The organism is Achromobacter animicus (genome assembly GCF_040775605.1).
Lineage (GTDB): Bacteria > Pseudomonadota > Gammaproteobacteria > Burkholderiales > Burkholderiaceae_B > Achromobacter > Achromobacter animicus.
Genome location: NZ_JAYGJK010000001.1, coordinates 323233 through 341571, shown reverse-complemented (window position 1 = coordinate 341571; position 18339 = coordinate 323233). Strand labels below are relative to the sequence as shown.

Below are 18339 nucleotides of genomic sequence, written 5' to 3'. Positions count from 1 at the left end.
ACCACGCCGGCCCTTGCCGCTACACCAGCACCGAAACCGTCTGCGTGTTGGTGTATTCCAGCAGTCCGTCCAGCGCGTTTTCCACCCCCACGCCCGACTGCTTGTGCCCGCCAAAGGGCACGTCGGGCGACATGATGTGGATGTGGTTGATCCAGACGGTGCCGGTCTCCAGCCGCCGCGCAATCGATTGCGCCAGGGCCACATCCTTGGACCACACCGAACCGCCCAATCCGTACTCGGTGTCGTTGGCCCGCCGGATCACCTCATCGATGTCGCGGTACTTCAACAGCGGCAGCACCGGCCCGAAGGCCTCTTCGACCACGCTGCGCGCATCGTCGGGCGGATTGTCCAGGATGGTGACCGGCACGAAGTAGCCCTTGCCCTCCGGCACCTCGCCTCCCGTCAGAAAGCGCACGCCGGTCCGGTGCGCGTCGGCGATCAGGTCCTTCACGCGTTCGAACTGCGCGCGGTTCTGGATGGGGCCAAGTCCGGTGCCGGGCTGCGAACCGTCACCCACGACGACGTTGGCCGCCTCGCCCGCCAGCGCGTCGGCAAACGCGTCATAGATGGACTCGTGCACGTACAACCGCTTGGTCGCCAAGCAATACTGCGACGAATTGCGGAACGCGCCCCAGAACAGCTTGGCCGCCGTTTCCTTGACATCGACATCGGGCAGCACGATGGCCGCGTCGTTGCCGCCCAGCTCCAGCGTCACCCGCTTGAGCCGGCTTGATGCGCTTTGCATGACGCGGCGGCCGGTCACGGTGGAACCGGTGAAGGCGATCTTGTCGATGCCGGGATGCTCGGTCAGCCACGGCCCAAGACGGTCGCCGCCGCTGACCACGTTCAGCACGCCGGGCGGCAGCAGGCCGCGAAACAGTTCGCCCATCTTCAATGAGGTCAGCGGCGTGTACGGCGAGGGCTTGAGCACCACCGTGTTGCCGGCCAGCAGCGCGGGCGCGATCTTCCAGATGGCCAGCGTCATCGGAAAATTCCACGGCGCAATGGCGGCGACCACGCCGATCGGCACGCGACGCGTTTCGAACCGATGGCCCGCGCCGCTGTCGTGATGCGCCACCGGCATATCGCGCGCGGCAAAGGCGCGCAGCCAGGCAACGCAGCGGCCCACTTCTGCGCGCGCGTCCGCGTGCGGCTTGCCTTGCTCGCGCGTCAATAGCCGCATGAAGCCGTCTGCGTGCTGTTCAAGTTCATCGGCCATCTTGCGCAGCGCCGCCTGGCGCTCGCCGATAGGGCGGTCGCGCCACGGGCCGAACGCCGCGCGGGCCGCCGCGATGGCGGCGTTCAACTGGTCCAGCGACGCATCGGGCACGGCCGCGATGCGCTCCTCGGTGGCGGGGTTGAGCACGTCGAAGGTCTGCGGCGACGTCTCCGCGCGGCCGTTCACCGTCATCGTGTAATCGGAATCCAGATTGATGCTCATGGTTGTGTTGCCTGTTCAAGAGTGACCGGGGATGCTTCAGGAACCGTGCCGTCAGTGGGCGTGAGCAGCAGCCGGCCCACCACGCGGCCCGCGGCCAGATCCGCCAGCGCGGACTGCGCGTTATCCAGGCAGCGGCACGCGGTGGGAATCGCAATGGGTTTGCGTTCGCGCACCAGCGCCATCAACGCGCGCAGTTCGTCCAGGTTGCCGATGTATGAGCCCTCGATGCTGATGGCGCGCATGGGCACCAGCGCGGGCGACAGGGACAGCTCGCCGCCAAAGAGGCCCACCAGGATGAGCTGGCCGCCCTTGGTCAGCAGGTCCAGGCCCAGCTGCACGGTGCTGGCCGCGCCCACGCAGTCGATCACGGCCCACACCGCGCCCGCCGCCTGCCGAACCTGCGCGGCGGCATCGGCTGCGCCAGGGTCGATGACCGCATGCGCGCCTGCCGCGAGCGCCGCGCCCCGGCGCGCGCCGTCCGGCTCCACCACGACGACGTTGCCGCATCCCATCGCGCGCAGCAGCGTGACGCCCATCAGCCCCAGCCCGCCCGCGCCGATCACCACCACCGATTCCTCGGCCAGCACGTCCTCGGGAATCTTGCGGATGGCGCTGTAGGTGGTCAGGCCCGAGCACGCGTAGGGCGCGGCCTGCTCGGGCCGCAGTTCGCCGATATCGACCAGGTAGCGCGCGTGCGGGGCCACGATGTGATCGCTGTAGCCGCCGGGGCGGAAGATGCCCAGAAAGCGCGGCGACGCGCACAGGTTCTCGCGGCCGCGTCGGCACACCTTGCAGTCGCCGCAGCCGATCCAGGGATAGACGAGGTAACGCTGCCCCGGCTGCACGTCCCCCGGCACGTCCGGCCCGGTGGCAACGACTTCGCCCACGGTCTCGTGGCCCAGCGTCAGCGGCAGCGTCACGCCGCGCTGCTGCATGCTCAGGCGCTTGCTGCCGCCCAGGTCGTACGAGCCTTCCCAGGTGTGGATGTCGGTGTGGCAGACGCCCGCGGCCAGCACGCGCAGCAGCACCTCGCTGCCCTGCGGCGCGGGTGTCGCGCGTTCGGCGCGCGTCAGCGGTTCGCCAAACGCCGTGACCTGATAGCTGATCATTCCGCGCCTCCGGACTTGGCGAGCGCGCAGCCGCCCTTGTCCAGCGGACGGAACGCCACGTTGCCGGGAATCACCGCAACCTGCTTGTACAGGTCCCACTCGCTCTTGGAGTCCGCCGGCTTCTTCACTTCAAACAGGTACATGTCGCGCACCACGCGGCCGTCCACGCGCAGCTTGCCGTCCTTCGTCATGAAGTCGTTGATCGGCATCTCGCGCATCTTCGCCATGACGGCGTCGGCGTCCTTGGTGCCCGCGGCCTTGACCGCGTTCAGGTAGTGCGTGACGGCGCCATACGTGCCCGCCTGCGTCATGGTGGGCTTGCGGCCAACCTTGTCCTGAAAGCGCTGCGACCATGCGCGCGTGGCGTCGTTCTGATCCCAGTAGAAGGCTTCGGTCAGCAGCAGCCCCTGGCCCAGCGGCAGGCCGATGGATTTGACGTCGGACAGGAAGGCCAGCAGCGCCACCAGCCGCTGCGAGCTGCCCGGCCGGCCGATGCCGAAGTCCGCGGCCTGCTTGATCGCGCTGATGACGTCGTTGCCGCCCAGCGCCAGGCCGATGATGCCGGCCTTGGAGCTTTGCGCCTGCAGCAGGTACGAGCTGAAGTCGGGCGTGTTCAGCGGCGAGCGCACCGCGCCCAGCACCTTGCCGCCGTTGCGTTCGATCACCGCCGACGCATCGCCCTGCAACGCGTAGCCGAACGAATAGTCCGCCGTCATGAAGAACCAGTTCTTGCCGCCCTGTTCCGTGACGGCCGCACCGGTGCCGTTGGCCAGGGCGTAGGTGTCGTAGGTCCAGTGCACCGTGTAGGGCGAACACGCCTTGCCCGTCAGTTCGGACGTGGACGCGCTGGTCACCATGACGACGCGTTTCTTTTCGCGGCCCAGTTCGCTGATCGCCAGCGCCAGCGCGGACGTCGGCAGGTCGGTGATCATGTCCACCCCGTCCTGGTCGAACCACCGGCGCGCGGCGGCGCTTGCCACGTCCACCTTGTTCTGCCCGTCGGTAAAGACCAGCTCGATCGGCTTGCCCAGCACCGAGCCGCCAAAGTCCTGCACCGCCATGCGCGCGGCCTCGACCAGCCCCTTGCCGCCGATGTCCGAGTACGCCGAACTCATGTCGGCCATGATGCCTATCTTCACGGGAGCCGCCGCGTTCTGCGCGTGCGCGCCGCTTGCGGCCAGGATCGCGCCCGCCAGCGCGAGCGTCAGTTTGGGGATTGCCATGGACTTGTCTCCGTTATCGGTTTACGCCGTCTTTGCGGCGGTGTGCGTATTGCTCCGGGGAGCGTCCTTTTGTATCGTAGGCACGCGATTTCGCCTTCGTCCAAAGCGACGATTTTTCGCGCGCATCGCGGGTTTTCCCGCAACGATCCCCGCAAACCGCAGTCCTCGAACAGGCAGCCCATGCGTCATTCGTTCTCGATGGAACACGCGCTGGCCAGCGGCAAGCTCAATGCCCCGGCCGCGCATGGCGATCATGTCGCCCGGCTTGCGCTGTGCGAGGCGATCTGCCGTCCGGAAGGACCCAAGGTGGTGGTGGCGCGCGGCCCTGCGGGCTACGGCAAGACCACGTTGCTGGCGCAATGCCAGGCGCGCCTGCAAAGTGCGCCGATGTGCACCGCCTGGCTGACGCTGGACCGCGCCGACAACGACCTTTCGCGCTTTCTGCGTTGCCTGATGGCGGCGCTGGGTGCGCTGTCCGGCGACGCCAGCGCGGCATTCGCCGCCCACGATTCGGAGGACACGCTGGCGCTGGCGCTGGTCGAGGCCGTGGCCTCGCACGAGGCGCCGTTCGCCCTGGTGCTGGACGAGTTCGAAGCCATCACCGCCCCCGCAGTGCTGGACCTGGCGCAGGACCTGATCGGGCGCCTGCCCGCGCACGGCCGGCTGTTGATCGGCTCGCGGCACACGCCCGGACTGGCGCTGGGCCGCTTGCGCGCGGCCAATCAGCTGCTGGAGATCGACGCCGCGCAACTATGCTTTTCGGTGGACGAGGCCACGCAGTTCTTCGCGCGCCGCCAACCCATGCTGACGCCTGCCGAGGTCGAGCTGCTGCATCGCAAGACCGAGGGCTGGGCGGCCGCGCTGTGCCTGGCGTCCGCCTCGCTCGCGCGGCAGCCGTCGGCCGCCGCCTTCGTCGAACGGTTCTCCGGCAGCGACCAGTCCGTGGCCGACTATCTGGCGCAGGACGTGCTGGCCAGCCAGACGCCCGCGCTGCGGCGCTTCCTGCTGCGCACCAGCATCCTCAAGCAGCTCAGCGCGCCGCTGTGCCAGGCCCTCGTGCCCGAACTGGACTGCGCGGACCTGCTGCAGCAACTGGAAGACGGCCACGTGCTGCTCACGCGCACCGCCACCGACGAACGTCATTACCGCTATCACAGCCTTTTCGCCAGCTACCTGCAGTCGCAGCTTCGCGCGCAGGCGCCGGGCGACATCGCGCACCTGCACCTTGCGGCCTCGCGCTGGTATGAGGCGCAGGGCCGGCCCGTGCCGGCCATCGACCACGCCATCGACGGCGGCGACTTCGGCCGCGCGCTGGCGCTCTTGCAGACGCACGCCGAGCCGCTGCTGGCCGAGGGCCGGATGCGCCTCTTGTCGCGCTGGCTGGGCCAGCTGCCCGCCGCCGTGCTTGCCACGCGGCCGCTGCTGCAGGCCATGCAGATATGGGCCACCTGTTTCACGCGCGGTCCCGGCGAGGCGTCCGCCTTGATGGCGGACCTGAAGCTGGCCGGCAGCGCCGATCCCGCGGTGCAAGCACACGTGCGCGCGTTGCAGCCGCTGCTGTTGTCCATGATGGATCGCCAGGAAGAAGCCTACGCCGCCGGGATGCCCAGCGTCGCCTCGCTGGGCGACGCCCTGTCGTTCACCGATACCGCGCTGGCCAACGCCATGGCCAACGTCAGCGCCGTCCTGGGCCGCTACCACGAGGCGCGCGCACTGCTGGACACCGCGCGGCGCGCGCAAAGCCGCAGCGCCAGCACCTTCAACCTGATGTACTCGGAAGCGGTCGAGGGCATCATCGACCTGCAGGAAGGACGCATGCGCCAGGCGGGCGCGCGCTTTCGCATGGCGGTGCGCGCCACGCGCAAGGGCGCCTACGGACAGGCCAACGGCAACGCCTGGGCCGGCGTGCTGTATGCCGCGTGGGTGTATGAGACCGGCGACCTCGCGCAGGCTGCGCGGCTGCTGCAGGTGTATGTGCCGCTGGGGCGCGACGTCGGCTTGCCGGACCACCTGATCCTGGGCTACCTGATGCAGGCGCGTGTGGCGTTCTATGAAGGCGATGCCGAACAGACCTTCTACCTGCTGGGCGAACTGGAGTATCTGGGCCACCAGCGCGGCTTGCCGCGCATCGCGGCCAGCGCCCGCGTCGAGCGCGCGCGCGTGCTGCTGATGCAGGGCCATCCTCAGGCCGCGCGCGACGAACTTCTGCGCGCCGATGACGCCGACCTGTGGCGCCGCGTGGAAGCGCTGCGGCTGCCGGCCAACGACCTGTTGTATCCGCGGCTGGGACGTTTGCGTTGCGCGGCGTATGACGGCGATCCCGCCGCCGCGCTGCGTGAACTGGATCAGGACATCGCAAAGGCGTTGGCGGCGCGGCGCGTGCGGCGCGCGTACAAGCTTCAGTTGTTTCGCGCGGTGGCGCTGTCGCGGATGCAGGACGATGGTGCGGCAGCGGCGCAGCTTGCGCCGCTGTTGCAGACGGCGCAATCCGAAGGTCTGTGCCGCGTGCTGGTGGATGAGGGCGCGGCGCTGGCCGGCCTGTTGCAACGCCATGCCACGTCAGCGGCCGGCAATGCGTGGTTGGCGTCAGAAGGCGCGCGTGCGTGGTGGCAGCGCTACCTGGCGCAGGTCGGTCCCTACGCAGCCGCTCCGATCACGCCGGCCGCCGAATCGCCGTGCGCGGAAGGCCTTACGCCCAAGGAGCTGCGCGTGCTGCGCCTGCTGGCCGAGGGTCATTCCAACAGCGCCATCGCGCGGCAGCTCTTCGTTTCCGAGAGCACCGTGCGCACGCATCTGCGCCACCTGAACGTCAAGCTCAGTGCAGACAGCCGGACGCAGGCAGTGGCGCGGGCCCGCAGCGCGGGCCTGCTCTGACCGAGCCGGGAGTGACTCGGTCCAACGCGGCCCGGCCTGACGCGGCCCGGCCTGGCGCGGCCCGACCGATCGCGGCCCATCCGATCGCGGCGCGCCAATCGCGGCACGCGCGGACCTGACTTATTCCGGCGTGTTGATCTGATCCGCCGAGATGATCTCCGCCACCAGCACCTGCCCCGGACCGTCCAGGTAATACTCCTCCTTGGCCGGCTCGCGCAGCTTCATGTAGGCATCCTCGCCGATCTGCATGGTGTGGCCGGCAGCCAGCTCAGCGCCGCTTTCCAGCATGTAGCCCATGATGTTGTTGAACATGGTCGAGTACATCTCGCCCTCGTCATGGCCCGTCGCGAGCGCCGCGAAATCCGGCAGGCCGAACGCATCGCCGCCATAGGTGCGCATCCACACGCCCTGCACGCCTTCCACTTCATACTTCACGAAGCCGCAATACAGCATGTTCAGCGGGAGCGTGCGCAGGAGGTCCATGCTTTCGTCGCCCAGCGACTCGTCGGCAAACACGCCGGCCGGCAGCGACGTATGCGCATGCTCGTTCAGCACCGCCAGCGCCTTGAAATTAGCCAAGGCGCCCGCCACCGCGGCCATCGCCACGTACTGCTCCAGCGGATCGGTCTCGTAGCCCGCGTAATACAGGATGATGTGGCTCACGTGCGCGCGGACCTCGTCCTTCACCGTGGCCGGATAGTGCGACGGCGCCACGCAGGTTTCCAGCGCGTCCTTGGGGTAGGGCGCATTGAAGCCCACCAGCCGCACGACGTGCTTGTCCCAGCCGACCATGCCCAGGAATTCCGGCATGTCGGGCGCGATTTCGGCGCGCGCCTGTTGCATCGTCGGGTGATACGCGCGCAGCGCATCGGTCAGCGCCGCCTCGGAAATCGCCAGCGGCGCGGCGAACAGGACCTGCAGGCTCAACGGCTGCGCGATGTCCGGATTCGCCAGCAGGGCGTTGGAATCCGCGGGATCAGCGACGTCGGTGGAGGCTTCCTTGCGGCCGAAGAAACGGGAGAAGAGGCTCATGCGTGTCCAAGGTTCAAAATAAAAACGGGGACAGTATAAGGATCCCGCTGGCGCATGCATCGCCGAGGTCGCCATTGGATACATCTTCGCGCGCCCGCTACTCCTCGAATCCGCGCGTCCCCACCGTCTCGACCACGAAATCAATGAAGGACTTGATGCGCGACGAGATCGCGGTATTCCGGTAGTACACCGCGTTGATCGGCTGCCGCACTTCCAGCAACTGCTTCACAAACAGCGGCTGCAACGCGCCGCTTGCGCGGTCGCCGCGCGTCATGAAGTCGGACAGGCACACGATGCCGCCATCGTTCAGCGCCAGCTGGCGCAGCGTCTCGCCGCTTTGGGCGCGCACCTGCGGCTTGATATGCACCGGCTGCCCGTCCGCGTCCAGCAGCGGCCATTCGTTCAGCGGCTCCAGTTGGGCAAAGCCCAGCAGCACGTGCGAGGCCAGATCCGCTGCGCGCCGCGGCGTGCCGTACCGCGCCAGATAACCCGGGCTGGCCAGTACGCGCACGCGGCTCGTGCCCAGCGCCACCGCGTGCAGCGACGAGTCCTTCAGACGCCCGATGCGAAACGCCAGATCGGTGCGCCGCTCCAAGAGGTCGATGTTGCCTTCGTTGCTGGTGAGTTCCAGCTCCACCTGCGGATAGCGCTTGCGATAGGCCGGCACCAGCGGCGCGATGACGTGCAGCATGAAGGGTGACGCCGCATCTACGCGCAAAAGGCCCGCGGGCTGGTTGCGGCGCAGGTTCATCAGCTCTTCGGCCTCCTCGACCGACGCGATGATCCGCCGCGCCTGCTCCAGGTAGGCCTTGCCTTCTTCGGTCAGCGCCAGCCGCCTTGTCGTGCGCCGCATCAGCGTGGTCTGCAGCTTTTCTTCCAGCCGGCTCATGGTGCGGCTGGTGGCGGAGATGGTCTGGCCCAGCACGTCGGCGGCGGCGGTGATGGAGCCGCTGTCCACGATGGCGATGAAGACCTGCATTTCGTCGAGGGTGGTTTTCATATTTGACGTTTTATCAAAAGTATTTCGCCGATACCGGTATTTTTCCGCAAGGATACGGCGGGCACACTACGTCCATTCCCGAACACTGCACGTTCGGCCACGCACACCCCCAGGAGTTTTACATGAGCATCCCCGCCTTTGGCGTCGGCACCTTCCGTCTGCAAGGCCAGACCGTCATCAATTCCGTGCGCAACGCGCTGGACGTCGGTTACCGCGCCATCGACACCGCGCAGATCTACGAGAACGAAGCCGACGTCGGCCAGGCCATCGCCGAGTCCAACGTGGCCCGCGAAGACCTGTTCATCACCACCAAGATCTGGGTGCCCAATTACGCGAAGGACAAGCTCGTCCCCAGCCTGAAGGACAGCCTGGCCAAGCTGCGCACCGACTACGTGGACCTGACGCTGATCCACTGGCCCGCGCCGGACAACGGCGTTTCCGTCGACGAATTCATGACCGCGCTGGCCGACGCCAAGGCGCAAGGTCTGACCCGCCAGATCGGCATTTCCAACTTCCCCATCGCACAAACGCGCGCCGCCATCGCCGCCGTCGGCCGCGAAGAGATCGCCACCAACCAGATCGAGCTCAGCCCCTACCTGCAGAACCGCACGCTGACCGCTTTCCTGAAGGAACAGGGCATTCACGTCACCTCGTACATGACGCTGGCATACGGCAAGGTGCTCAAGGATCCGGTCATCGGCCAGATCGCGCAGCGCCACGAAGCCACGCCCGCGCAGGTCGCGCTGGCCTGGGCCCTGCAACTGGGCTATGCCGTGATCCCGTCGTCGACCAAGCGCGACAACCTGGCCAGCAACCTGCTCGCCCAGGACCTGCGCCTGACGGACGAAGACATGGCGCAGATCGCCGCGCTGGAACGCAACGGCCGCGAAGTCAGCCCGGAAGGGTTGGCCGCGGAATGGGATTAACCCGAAGCGGACAGAACCGAACGCGACTGAACTGAACGGAATTCAACCATGCACACGACTGATCCGCTGTTCCAACCGCTGGCGCTGGGCAGCCTGACACTGCCCAACCGCATCGTCATGCCGCCGATGACACGCTCGCGCGCCACGCAGCCCGGCGATTGCGCCAACGCGCTGATGGCGCGCTATTACGCGCAGCGCGCCGGCGCCGGCCTCATCGTCAGCGAGGGCACGTACATTTCGCCGATGGGCAAGGGCTACGCCGGCACGCCCGGCCTATGCACGACCGCCCAGGTGGCCGGCTGGCGCGGCGTGACCGACGCCGTCCACGCCGCCGGCGGTCGCATCTACGCCCAGCTCTGGCACGTGGGCCGGCTGAGCCACACCAGCCTGCTGGGCGGACAGGCGCCGGTGTCGTCGTCTGCGATTCAGGCAGAGGGCGTCAACGTCTTCATCCAGAACGAAGACGGCAGCCCCAACTTCGTGCAGGCCTCGGCGCCGCGCGCGCTGTCGGTCGCGGAAATCCAGGCCATCGTCGAGGAATACCGCCAGGCCGCGCGCAACGCCATTGCCGCGGGGTTTGACGGTGTGGAGCTGCACGCGGCCAACGGCTATCTGGTCAACCAGTTCCTGGATTCCGAGGCCAACAACCGCACCGACGCGTACGGCGGCTCGCTGGAAAACCGCATCCGCTTCCTGGACGAGGTGGCGCGCGCGCTGGTCGAGACGCTGGGCGATCCGGCCCGCGTCGGCATCCGTCTGGCGCCGCTCACGACGCTGAACGGCTGCGTGGATGCGGACCCCGTCGCCACGTACACCGCAGCCGCCAAGCGCCTGGGCGAGATCGGCGTGGGCTACATCCACATCGCCGAAGCCGACTGGGACGACGCCCCCGACATGCCGCTGTCTTTCAAAGCGGCGCTGCGCCGCGCGTATCCCGGCGTGCTGATCTACGCCGGCAAGTACACGGCCGAGCGCGCACGCGATGCGCTGCAAGCGGGCTGGGCGGATCTGATCGCCTTCGGCCGGCCGTTCGTGGCGAACCCGGACCTCCCCGACCGCCTGCGCAACGACGTACCGCTGGCCGAGCATGACAGGAACACATTGTTCGGCGGCGATGCGCGCGGGTTGACGGACTATCCGGTGTCCGGGGCGCGGTAAATCCACACGCCCCAAACGAAGCCGCCCTCGCGCCAGAATTGGCGCGCGGGCGGTAAGCCGTCATCCGGCCGGTTTACTGGGCTTCGTAGCGCGGCGAGCGCGGCCCGTACAGCATGCCGCCAGGTGTGCCGGCGCTGAGCAGTTGCGCGTTCGTCATGCCGGCCACACTGTAGCTGCGGTCCGTCAGGTTGTTGACCACCTGATCCACCACCGCCTGCACCAGCATGCCGATAAGGCCGCCGTTGCTGTTGTTGTTGGCATGCACCACCTGCTTGGAACCGCTCCAGAGCTTGGCGCCGTTGCGCAGGTCGAGCAGTTCAGCGTCGATCGAGACCGTAACGGTGCTGGCCAGGACGGCGTAGCTGGCGCCGTACTGCTTGACCGTCATGTACAGCGCCGCATCGGCGCCGAAGATCTCGCGCAGCTTCACGGCGGGCAGCTCGTGGATGTCGTCGGGCGAAGTCAGGCCGTTCTGCTTGAACGTTTCTTCCATGACGCCAACCGGAATCACGTAGTAGCCGGATTCGGCGAGCGGGCGCGTGGCCTGCGACAGCACGGCCGCGGTAGCCGACACGTCGACCGACGTATTCAGCGGCGGCAGCACCAGGATCGACGCCGGCTTGCTTTCGCGAAACGCGGTGTAGTCGACGTTGTTCTGGGGCGGCGCCACGCAGCCGGTCAGCAGCGCCACGATGGCCACGAGCCCGGCGCGCATGAGTTTGTTCATCATCACGATCCCTTCTTCAACGTGCCGGCCTCGGCGGGCGCGGCCGGCGCGGCGGCAGCGGGTTTGACCGAAGCGGGCGAACCTGCGGCAGGCGATCCCGCGGCGGGCGATCCCGCGGCAGGCGAACCTGCGGCGGGCGATCCCGCGGCGGGCGAACCCGCAGCCACCGTACCTGCCGCCTGCGCGGCAACCGTCTGCAGCTTGCCCGCGTTGCGCAGCAGGAAGTCCATGAACGGCGCGGCTTCCGGGAAGGCCGCCTTCTCGCCCTGCATCTGCTCGACGCCCTTGTCGCCGTCGCCCATCTTCATGTAGAGCATGCCCAGATGCGCACGGAAACCGGGCGGCAGTTCGGCGTTGGACGCGCGCGCCGTCTCGATGTTCTGTTCCATGGCGAGCGTCTGGGTCGCGTAATCGCCGCCGTCGTCCTTCAGGTAGGAATAGACCGAGCCCTGATAGGACTGCCAGCTATACATGGACTTGGGCTGCTGCACGCAGGCCGACAGCACGCCCGCAAGGGCGGCGATCGCCAGTGCGCGGCCCGCGCGCGCGGCGCCCGTGCGGGGTTGGTGGGTATGAATGGTCATCCCGGCCTCCGTCAGTTGCGGGCGGGCTGCCAGGCGCCCTGTTCGATGCCGTCAACCAGGCGGTCCACGGCTTCACGGATGGCCAGGTCCAGCACCTTGCCGTTCAGCGTGGAGTCGTAGCCGGCGGTGCCGCCAAAGCCCACGACTTCGCGGTTGGACAGGCTGTATTCGCCGGCGCCGGACGCGGAATAGACCACTTCCGAGGTCGTGGCATCCACCACGTTCAGGTCGACCTTGGCATAGGCCACCTGTTCCTTGCCGCGGCCCAGAATGCCGAACAGTTGCTGGTCGCCGGTGACCTTGCGGCCGAAGGCCGTCACGTCGCCCGTGACGACGTAGCGCGCGCCCTTGATCTGGGCGGCCTTCTTGTTGAACGCGGCCTCCTGGGCGATTTCGGACAGGTTGTCGCGGTCCATCACCTGGAATCGGCCGCTGCGCTGCAGGTGGCTGACCAGGATCGTCTTGGCTTGGCCGCCCAGGCGGTCCACGCCGTCCGAGAACACGCCGCGCAGGTAATTGGTGCGGTTGTCGAACTTGCCGACGGAAATGGGGCTGCGCACGCCCGCGTACGGCTTGCTGGCCGCCGCGACGGCCGGCACGGCCACGGCTTGGGAACGCTCGGTGGCGCAACCTGCCACCACGGTGGACAGCAAGGCCAATGCCCCGATCTTTACAACCTTGTTCAACATCTTTTTCTCCAGGCCGCTCCTGGCGCCATTTGCGGCGGGCGGCATCCGTCCATTGAATTGAACCCGGAGTATATGTACTGAATTACTTAGATACTATTTGAAATAAAGCCCAAATTCCGGTCCTTTTTGACGCTCAACAAGGAAACTGCGGATTACCGCCTAACCAATAAGTATGGTTTTCGGGCGCCGGACGCCCAGCGCGGCGGCGCCGGGCCATACACTGCCTCATCGCAGCGCGCGCCAGCCTTTGCACGGCCGTTCGGTCAGCGCGCCAACGACGGGAGCCCCTCCTGGTATGAACGATCCAACGCCCGACGATCCCTTCTGGCTGCGCCCGCGGTTTCTCCTGGCGGTCGTCCTGACCGGCCTGTTCGCCGGTCTGGGCGGCATGCTGCTCGGCATGTTGCTGCACGCCGTCCAGCACCTGGCGTACGGCTACGGCGGCGGCCACATCATCAGCCACGAATCCTTTCTTGAAGGCGTGCAGGCCGCCAGCGGCCCGCGCCGCGTGCTGGCGCTGGTGCCCTGCGGCCTGGCGGCCGGCGGCGGATGGTGGCTGATCTATCGCTATGGCCGTCCCCTGGTCAGCGTCAAGAACGCGGTGTCAGACCCCACGCAAGCCATGCCCCCGGCGACAACGATGGCGCACGCCATCCTGCAGATCATCACGGTGGGCCTGGGATCGCCGCTGGGACGCGAGGTGGCGCCGCGCGAAGTCGGCGCGCTGGCGGGCGGCCGGCTGGCCGCGCTGCTGCGGCTTGCCCCCGCGCAGCACCGGATCGTCATCGCCTGTGGCGCCGGCGCGGGATTGGCCGCCGTCTACAACGTGCCGCTCGGCGCAGCGCTCTTCGTGCTGGAAGTCCTGCTGGGCTCGTTCGCCTGGCCCGCTGTCGTCGCGGCGCTCATTGCCTGCTGCATTGGCGCCGTGGTGGCCTGGGCGGGATTGGGCAACGACATCCAGTACGCCGTACCCGCCATGCAGATCAACGCCAGCCTCGTGGTTTGGGCGATCGCCGCCGGGCCGCTGTTCGGATGCGCGGCCCACGGCTGGCAGCGGCTGACCGCCGCGGCGCGCGCCCAGGCCGCCCGGGGCTGGCAATTGCCCGTGGCCTGCCTGGTCAATTTCACACTGATCGGCCTGCTTGCCATCTATCTTCCCGCGCTGCTGGGCAACGGCAAGGGGCCGGCGCAACTGAGTTTCGACAATGAACTGACCATCGCCCTGGCCGCCACGCTGGCCGTGATGAAGGTGGTTGTGGTCGCCTGCACGCTGCGCGCGGGCGCGGAGGGCGGCCTGCTCACCCCCGCCATCGCCGTCGGCGCATCAATGGCCGTCGTGCTGGGCGGCCTATGGAGCCTGGCCTGGCCCGATTCGCCGCCCGGCGCGTTTGCCGTCGTGGGCGCGGCCGCCTTTCTGGCCTCGTCGATGCGCATGCCGCTCACCGCGGTGGTGCTGATCCTGGAATTCACCCGGGTCGACCAGGCCTTTCTTGTCCCCATCATCGTGGCCGTGGCCGGCTCGGTCCTGACCAGCCGCTACTTCGCCGCCCGCGGCGCGCGGCTTGCCGACGCCCCCGCCGCCGCGCGCACCGCTTCCTGAAATCCGGAGATCCGCATGTCCCAAGGCAAACCCACTGGCATCCACCGCTACGACGCCCCGGCGGGCGGCTGGGGCGCGTTGAAGGCGACCGCGCAGGCGGTGGCCAACCAGATGCGCATTGCCGAAGCGCCCGTGCTGCTCTTGCGCACCAACAAGCCCGACGGGTTCGACTGCCCCGGCTGCGCCTGGCCCGACAAGGCGCATACGTCCACGTTCCAGTTCTGCGAAAACGGCGCAAAGGCCGTCACGTGGGAAGCCACCCGCAAGCGCGTGACGCCCGAGTTCTTTGCCGCGCACACGGTGACCGAACTGCTGACCTGGACCGATCACGACCTGGAGAACGCAGGCCGCCTGACCCATCCGCTGGCCTACGACGCCGCCAGCGACACTTACCAGCCCATCGAATGGGACGCCGCCTTTGCACGCATCGGCCAGACGCTGGCCAGCCTGCCGGACCCGGACATGGCCGAGTTCTATACGTCGGGCCGCGCATCCAACGAGGCCGCGTTTCTCTTCAGCCTGTACGCCCGCGAATTCGGCACCAACAATTTCCCCGACTGCTCCAACATGTGCCACGAGGCCACCAGCGTCGGGCTGCCCAAGGCCATCGGCATCGGCAAGGGCACGGTGTCGCTGGACGACTTCGACAAGTGCGACCTCATCATCTCGATGGGGCACAACCCCGGCACCAACCATCCGCGCATGATGGGCACCCTGCATGAATGCGCGCGCCGCGGCGTGCCCATCATCGTGTTCAACCCGCTGCGCGAGCGTTCGCTGGAGCGCTTTGCCGATCCGCAGGACCCGATCGAGATGGGCACCTTCGGCTCCACGGCCATCGCCTCCACGTACTACCAGGTCAAGGTCGGCGGCGACGCCGCCGCGCTCAAGGGCATCATGAAGGCGCTGATGGACGCGGACCGCGACGGGCGCAACACGCTCGACCACGAATTCATTTCGAGGCACACGAACGGCTACGAGGCCTTCGCGCAGGACCTGGACGCCACGAGCTGGACCGACATCGAACAGGCCAGCGGACTGCGCCGGCGCGACCTGGAGCTGGTGGCCGAGGCCTATGCGCGTTCCAACGCCACCATCGTCACGTACGGCATGGGCATCACGCAGCACGAAAAAGGCACGAGCAACGTGCAGCAGATCGCCGCGCTGCTCTTGATGCGCGGCAACTTCGGCAAGCCGGGCGCAGGCATCTGTCCCCTGCGCGGGCACTCCAACGTGCAGGGCAACCGCACGGTGGGCATCACCGAGAAGATCGACAACACCATGTTCGACCACGTCGAGCAGACCTTCGGCTTCCGGCCTCCCAACCGCACCGGCCATGATGCGGTCGAAGCCATGAAGGCGATGGCCGCGGGCCGCGCCAAGGCGCTGATCTGCCTGGGCGGCAACTTTGCGATTGCGCTGCCCGATACCGAGGCCTGCGAGCGCGGCATGCGGCAACTGGATCTGGCGGTGCATCTGAACACCAAGCTGAACCGCTCGCACCTGTTGATCGGCAAGGCGTCGATCATCCTGCCGGTGCTGGGCCGCACGGAGAGCGACGTGCAGGCCGGCGGCGCGCAATCGGTCACGGTCGAGGATTCGATGTCGATGGTGCATGCCTCGCGCGGCAAGCTGGCGCCCGCCTCACCGCACCTGCGTTCGGAACCGGCCATCATCGCCGGCATGGCGCAGGCGACGCTGCCGAACAGCCGCGTCAACTGGGCGCACCTGATCGAGGACTACGACCGCATCCGCGACCTGATCGAAAAGATCTATCCGGATTTCCGCGACTACAACGCACGAATCCGCATTCCCGGCGGCTTCCGGCTGCCGCTGCCGCCCACCGAGCGCATCTGGAAGACGGCGTCGGGCAAGGCGGAATTCATTCCGTTCGCGGGCTTGCGCGAAGATCCGGATATCGTCGAAGGCAACATCCTGCGGCTCACCACGCTGCGCAGCCACGACCAGTACAACACGACGATCTACGGCATGGACGACCGTTATCGCGGCGTGTTCGGCCGGCGCGACGTGCTGTTCATGAATGCCGCCGACCTGGCGCGCTACGGCATTGCGCACGGCGACGAGGTCGACATCGTCACCAGCCTGCCCGGCCAGACGCACCGGCGGCTGCGGCTGACGGCCATCCAGCATGACATCGCGGCGGGGTCAGTGGGCGCGTACTACCCGGAAGCCAACAACCTGTGCCCGTTGGATTACCAGGACACGGCAAGCGGCACACCCAGCTACAAGTCGATTCCGGTGCGGATCCAGAAAGCGGCCTGAGCGCCGCCGCATGCCCCGGCCGCCGCCCATCATTCCTCTGGATGAGCGCAAGCGGGGCCGGATGATGCGTAAGCACCATTGCAAATTCAAGGATTAATACTTTCGGCTACTAGCAAGGCGGATGAGGTCCGCATATATATCCCTGCAATGGGCGCCGCATCATCGTCGTCATGTCGTCTTGCCAAGAACACCCGCGCCCGTTCCCAGGAGACCATCGATGGCACGATGTCCTTTTGCGACGTGGCGGCCTATATCGGGTTCGTGCGGGCCTCATCTTGGCGGCCCCTTCAAGATCGTCCATCACACCACCGAGGGCAGCACCGCGCAGGGTGCGATGGACGCGTTCCGCCGCAACCGCTCCGACCCCCACTTCACGGTCGACGCCACCACTATCTTCCAGCACGTCGACACCGCCGAAGGCGCGCGAGCGCTGCGCAACGATGCGGGCGGCGTGCAGACCAATCGCGATTCGGCGGTGCAGATCGAGCTGGTGGGATTCGCGCATCTGCCCAAGGACAGCCGCGCGCTCACCAATGTGGCGCGCCTGTGCCGCTGGATCGAGGAACAGCACGGCATCCCCCGCAAGTGGCCGTCTGGCCGCCCGCTGCCAGCCAAGAACGGCAAGGATCCCGGCGGCCACAACCGCGACCCCGCCATCTGGGATTCGGCCAGCGGGCATTTCGGCCACTGCCACGTCCCCGAAAACTCGCACTGGGACCCCGCTTATTCCGCGGCGGAAGCGGACTTCATCCTGGCCGCCACGTTTTCCGAGGACGGCGCGCTGGTGTCGCCCGCCCCGCCGCCGCGTCCGGCCGCGCGCCGTGCATCCAAAAGCGCCGCGCCCACCTCGACCATGCCGGACCACGGCGTCAACGCGGTTGGTATCCACGGCTACCTGAACGATCTGGCGGTGCAGACGCTGGAGCCGCCCGGCATGCCCGTCGCGCGGCGGCGCGCGCCCGCCAAACGTTCTGGCGCCGTCTTGCGTGCCGGCGCCGCGGGCAAGACCGCACGGCAGGCGCCGCAGGCCAGCATCAACGCCGGCAGCGTGCTGTCGTTTGCGGCGGGCCTGCAGGAGCAGGAACGCGGCGACGTGCTGTATTCGCTGCAACTGGCGCAACGCGCGGCCAGCGCCGCGCATGACAGATTCACCCAGTCGCAGGCTTGGTATCAGACCTACGTGGAAGTGCTGGAGAACCTGGGGTGGACCAGCGGACAGATGAGTTTCACCCATCACGAGGAAGACGAGCGCGAGTTCCGCATGGACCAGGTGGCCGTCGACCTGCTGCTGGCCGTCGCGCGGCGGGATCAGCTGGCGGTGCTGGACCAGGCCGTGACCGCGCTGGGCCAGCTGGCCGAAGACGACGACACCGTGAAGCTCTTCGACTTTCACGCGTCGTCGCAGTCGGGCGGCAACTTCCAGCTGGGCGCGGTGCAGCGCGATCGCGGCGGCGGGCTGTCGATGGCGCTGGGCGCCTACTACTTTCGCGCCGTGGACAGCCGCAAGCGTTTCCTGTTTGCGCAGTGGGGCGCGCGCCAGGTGAACTTCTGGGCCTGCGCGCAGCGCCTGACGCTGAACGCCGCCCTGTATGAACAGCTGCGCGACGACGTAGAGGCCAAGCTGGCCGCCGACGCGCCGCGCTACATCGCCAGCTTGAAGCTGGCGTCCTAGCCGGCCGCCGGCATTGGGAGA

Annotated in this window: 14 protein-coding genes; 6 read left to right on the top strand and 8 right to left on the bottom strand. The window is 67.7% G+C overall.

Annotation, left to right across the window (positions count from 1 at the left end):
• Positions 1-19 precede the first annotated feature (19 nt).
• Genes AB3147_RS01500 through AB3147_RS01490 form a run of 3 tightly spaced genes read right to left on the bottom strand, consistent with a single transcriptional unit; the run spans position 20 to position 3773 of the window.
• Positions 20-1441 carry an aldehyde dehydrogenase family protein gene (locus AB3147_RS01500; protein WP_367351291.1) on the bottom strand — a complete coding sequence of 474 codons (1422 nt, stop codon included), beginning with the start codon at positions 1439-1441 and terminating at the stop codon, positions 20-22.
• Positions 1438-2550 (bottom strand): alcohol dehydrogenase, encoded by a 1113-nt coding sequence (locus AB3147_RS01495; RefSeq protein WP_367351290.1) that lies wholly within the window; start codon positions 2548-2550, stop codon positions 1438-1440. Before AB3147_RS01495 ends, AB3147_RS01500 begins: the two co-directional genes overlap by 4 nt.
• Positions 2547-3773, bottom strand: coding sequence for an ABC transporter substrate-binding protein (locus AB3147_RS01490; RefSeq protein WP_175185624.1), 1227 nt, complete (start codon positions 3771-3773; stop codon positions 2547-2549). Before AB3147_RS01490 ends, AB3147_RS01495 begins: the two co-directional genes overlap by 4 nt.
• Positions 3774-3953: 180 nt before the next feature.
• Here AB3147_RS01490 and AB3147_RS01485 point away from each other — a divergent pair, with 180 nt between their 5' ends.
• Positions 3954-6647 carry a LuxR C-terminal-related transcriptional regulator gene (locus AB3147_RS01485; protein WP_367351289.1) on the top strand — a complete coding sequence of 898 codons (2694 nt, stop codon included), beginning with the start codon at positions 3954-3956 and terminating at the stop codon, positions 6645-6647.
• 120 nt (positions 6648-6767) lie between these two features.
• On the opposite strand, the gene AB3147_RS01480 is transcribed toward AB3147_RS01485, so the two are convergent.
• Both AB3147_RS01480 and AB3147_RS01475 read right to left on the bottom strand, forming a co-directional pair.
• Positions 6768-7679 (bottom strand): DUF4261 domain-containing protein, encoded by a 912-nt coding sequence (locus AB3147_RS01480; protein WP_367351288.1) that lies wholly within the window; start codon positions 7677-7679, stop codon positions 6768-6770.
• Positions 7680-7776: 97 nt separating this feature from the next.
• Positions 7777-8679, bottom strand: a complete 903-nt coding sequence (locus AB3147_RS01475) for a LysR substrate-binding domain-containing protein (protein WP_367351287.1) — start codon at positions 8677-8679, stop codon at positions 7777-7779.
• A gap of 122 nt (positions 8680-8801) precedes the next feature.
• Here AB3147_RS01475 and dkgB point away from each other — a divergent pair, with 122 nt between their 5' ends.
• Both dkgB and AB3147_RS01465 read left to right on the top strand, forming a co-directional pair.
• On the top strand, positions 8802-9605 hold the full coding sequence (gene dkgB, locus AB3147_RS01470; RefSeq protein WP_367351286.1) for a 2,5-didehydrogluconate reductase DkgB: 804 nt from the start codon (positions 8802-8804) through the stop codon (positions 9603-9605).
• Between the two features lie 48 nt (positions 9606-9653).
• A complete protein-coding gene (locus tag AB3147_RS01465; RefSeq protein WP_367351285.1) occupies positions 9654-10763 on the top strand; it encodes an alkene reductase in 1110 nt (369 codons plus the stop codon).
• A gap of 73 nt (positions 10764-10836) precedes the next feature.
• On the opposite strand, the gene AB3147_RS01460 is transcribed toward AB3147_RS01465, so the two are convergent.
• The 3 genes from AB3147_RS01460 to AB3147_RS01450 are packed head-to-tail and all read right to left on the bottom strand — an operon-like array spanning position 10837 to position 12763.
• On the bottom strand, positions 10837-11493 hold the full coding sequence (locus tag AB3147_RS01460) for a DUF799 domain-containing protein (protein ID WP_175123793.1): 657 nt from the start codon (positions 11491-11493) through the stop codon (positions 10837-10839).
• On the bottom strand, positions 11493-12074 hold the full coding sequence (locus AB3147_RS01455) for a DUF4810 domain-containing protein (protein ID WP_367351284.1): 582 nt from the start codon (positions 12072-12074) through the stop codon (positions 11493-11495). Before AB3147_RS01455 ends, AB3147_RS01460 begins: the two co-directional genes overlap by 1 nt.
• An 11-nt stretch (positions 12075-12085) precedes the next feature.
• On the bottom strand, positions 12086-12763 hold the full coding sequence (locus AB3147_RS01450; RefSeq protein WP_175123795.1) for a CsgG/HfaB family protein: 678 nt from the start codon (positions 12761-12763) through the stop codon (positions 12086-12088).
• Positions 12764-13058: 295 nt separating this feature from the next.
• On the opposite strand from AB3147_RS01450, the gene AB3147_RS01445 reads away from it, so the two are divergent.
• From AB3147_RS01445 to AB3147_RS01435, 3 genes are all read left to right on the top strand, one after another.
• Complete coding sequence (locus tag AB3147_RS01445; RefSeq protein ID WP_367351283.1) at positions 13059-14363, top strand: chloride channel protein; 1305 nt, start codon at positions 13059-13061, stop codon at positions 14361-14363.
• A gap of 15 nt (positions 14364-14378) precedes the next feature.
• A complete protein-coding gene (locus tag AB3147_RS01440; protein ID WP_367351282.1) occupies positions 14379-16646 on the top strand; it encodes an FdhF/YdeP family oxidoreductase in 2268 nt (755 codons plus the stop codon).
• Positions 16647-16863: 217 nt separating this feature from the next.
• Positions 16864-18318 (top strand): peptidoglycan recognition protein family protein, encoded by a 1455-nt coding sequence (locus AB3147_RS01435; protein WP_239215255.1) that lies wholly within the window; start codon positions 16864-16866, stop codon positions 18316-18318.
• The last annotated feature ends 21 nt before the right edge of the window (positions 18319-18339 follow it).

What these genes read in the sequence shown, in the direction of transcription:
- AB3147_RS01500 (WP_367351291.1), bottom strand. Translation starts at nt 1,441, where the DNA reads ATGAGCATCAATCTGGATTCCGATTACACGATGACGGTGAACGGCCGC.
- dkgB (WP_367351286.1), top strand. Translation starts at nt 8,802, where the DNA reads ATGAGCATCCCCGCCTTTGGCGTCGGCACCTTCCGTCTGCAAGGCCAG.
- AB3147_RS01460 (WP_175123793.1), bottom strand. Translation starts at nt 11,493, where the DNA reads ATGATGAACAAACTCATGCGCGCCGGGCTCGTGGCCATCGTGGCGCTG.
- AB3147_RS01480 (WP_367351288.1), bottom strand. Translation starts at nt 7,679, where the DNA reads ATGAGCCTCTTCTCCCGTTTCTTCGGCCGCAAGGAAGCCTCCACCGAC.
- AB3147_RS01495 (WP_367351290.1), bottom strand. Translation starts at nt 2,550, where the DNA reads ATGATCAGCTATCAGGTCACGGCGTTTGGCGAACCGCTGACGCGCGCC.
- AB3147_RS01490 (WP_175185624.1), bottom strand. Translation starts at nt 3,773, where the DNA reads ATGGCAATCCCCAAACTGACGCTCGCGCTGGCGGGCGCGATCCTGGCC.
- AB3147_RS01435 (WP_239215255.1), top strand. Translation starts at nt 16,864, where the DNA reads ATGGCACGATGTCCTTTTGCGACGTGGCGGCCTATATCGGGTTCGTGC.
- AB3147_RS01455 (WP_367351284.1), bottom strand. Translation starts at nt 12,074, where the DNA reads ATGACCATTCATACCCACCAACCCCGCACGGGCGCCGCGCGCGCGGGC.
- AB3147_RS01445 (WP_367351283.1), top strand. Translation starts at nt 13,059, where the DNA reads ATGAACGATCCAACGCCCGACGATCCCTTCTGGCTGCGCCCGCGGTTT.
- AB3147_RS01465 (WP_367351285.1), top strand. Translation starts at nt 9,654, where the DNA reads ATGCACACGACTGATCCGCTGTTCCAACCGCTGGCGCTGGGCAGCCTG.
- AB3147_RS01475 (WP_367351287.1), bottom strand. Translation starts at nt 8,679, where the DNA reads ATGAAAACCACCCTCGACGAAATGCAGGTCTTCATCGCCATCGTGGAC.
- AB3147_RS01485 (WP_367351289.1), top strand. Translation starts at nt 3,954, where the DNA reads ATGCGTCATTCGTTCTCGATGGAACACGCGCTGGCCAGCGGCAAGCTC.
- AB3147_RS01440 (WP_367351282.1), top strand. Translation starts at nt 14,379, where the DNA reads ATGTCCCAAGGCAAACCCACTGGCATCCACCGCTACGACGCCCCGGCG.
- AB3147_RS01450 (WP_175123795.1), bottom strand. Translation starts at nt 12,763, where the DNA reads ATGTTGAACAAGGTTGTAAAGATCGGGGCATTGGCCTTGCTGTCCACC.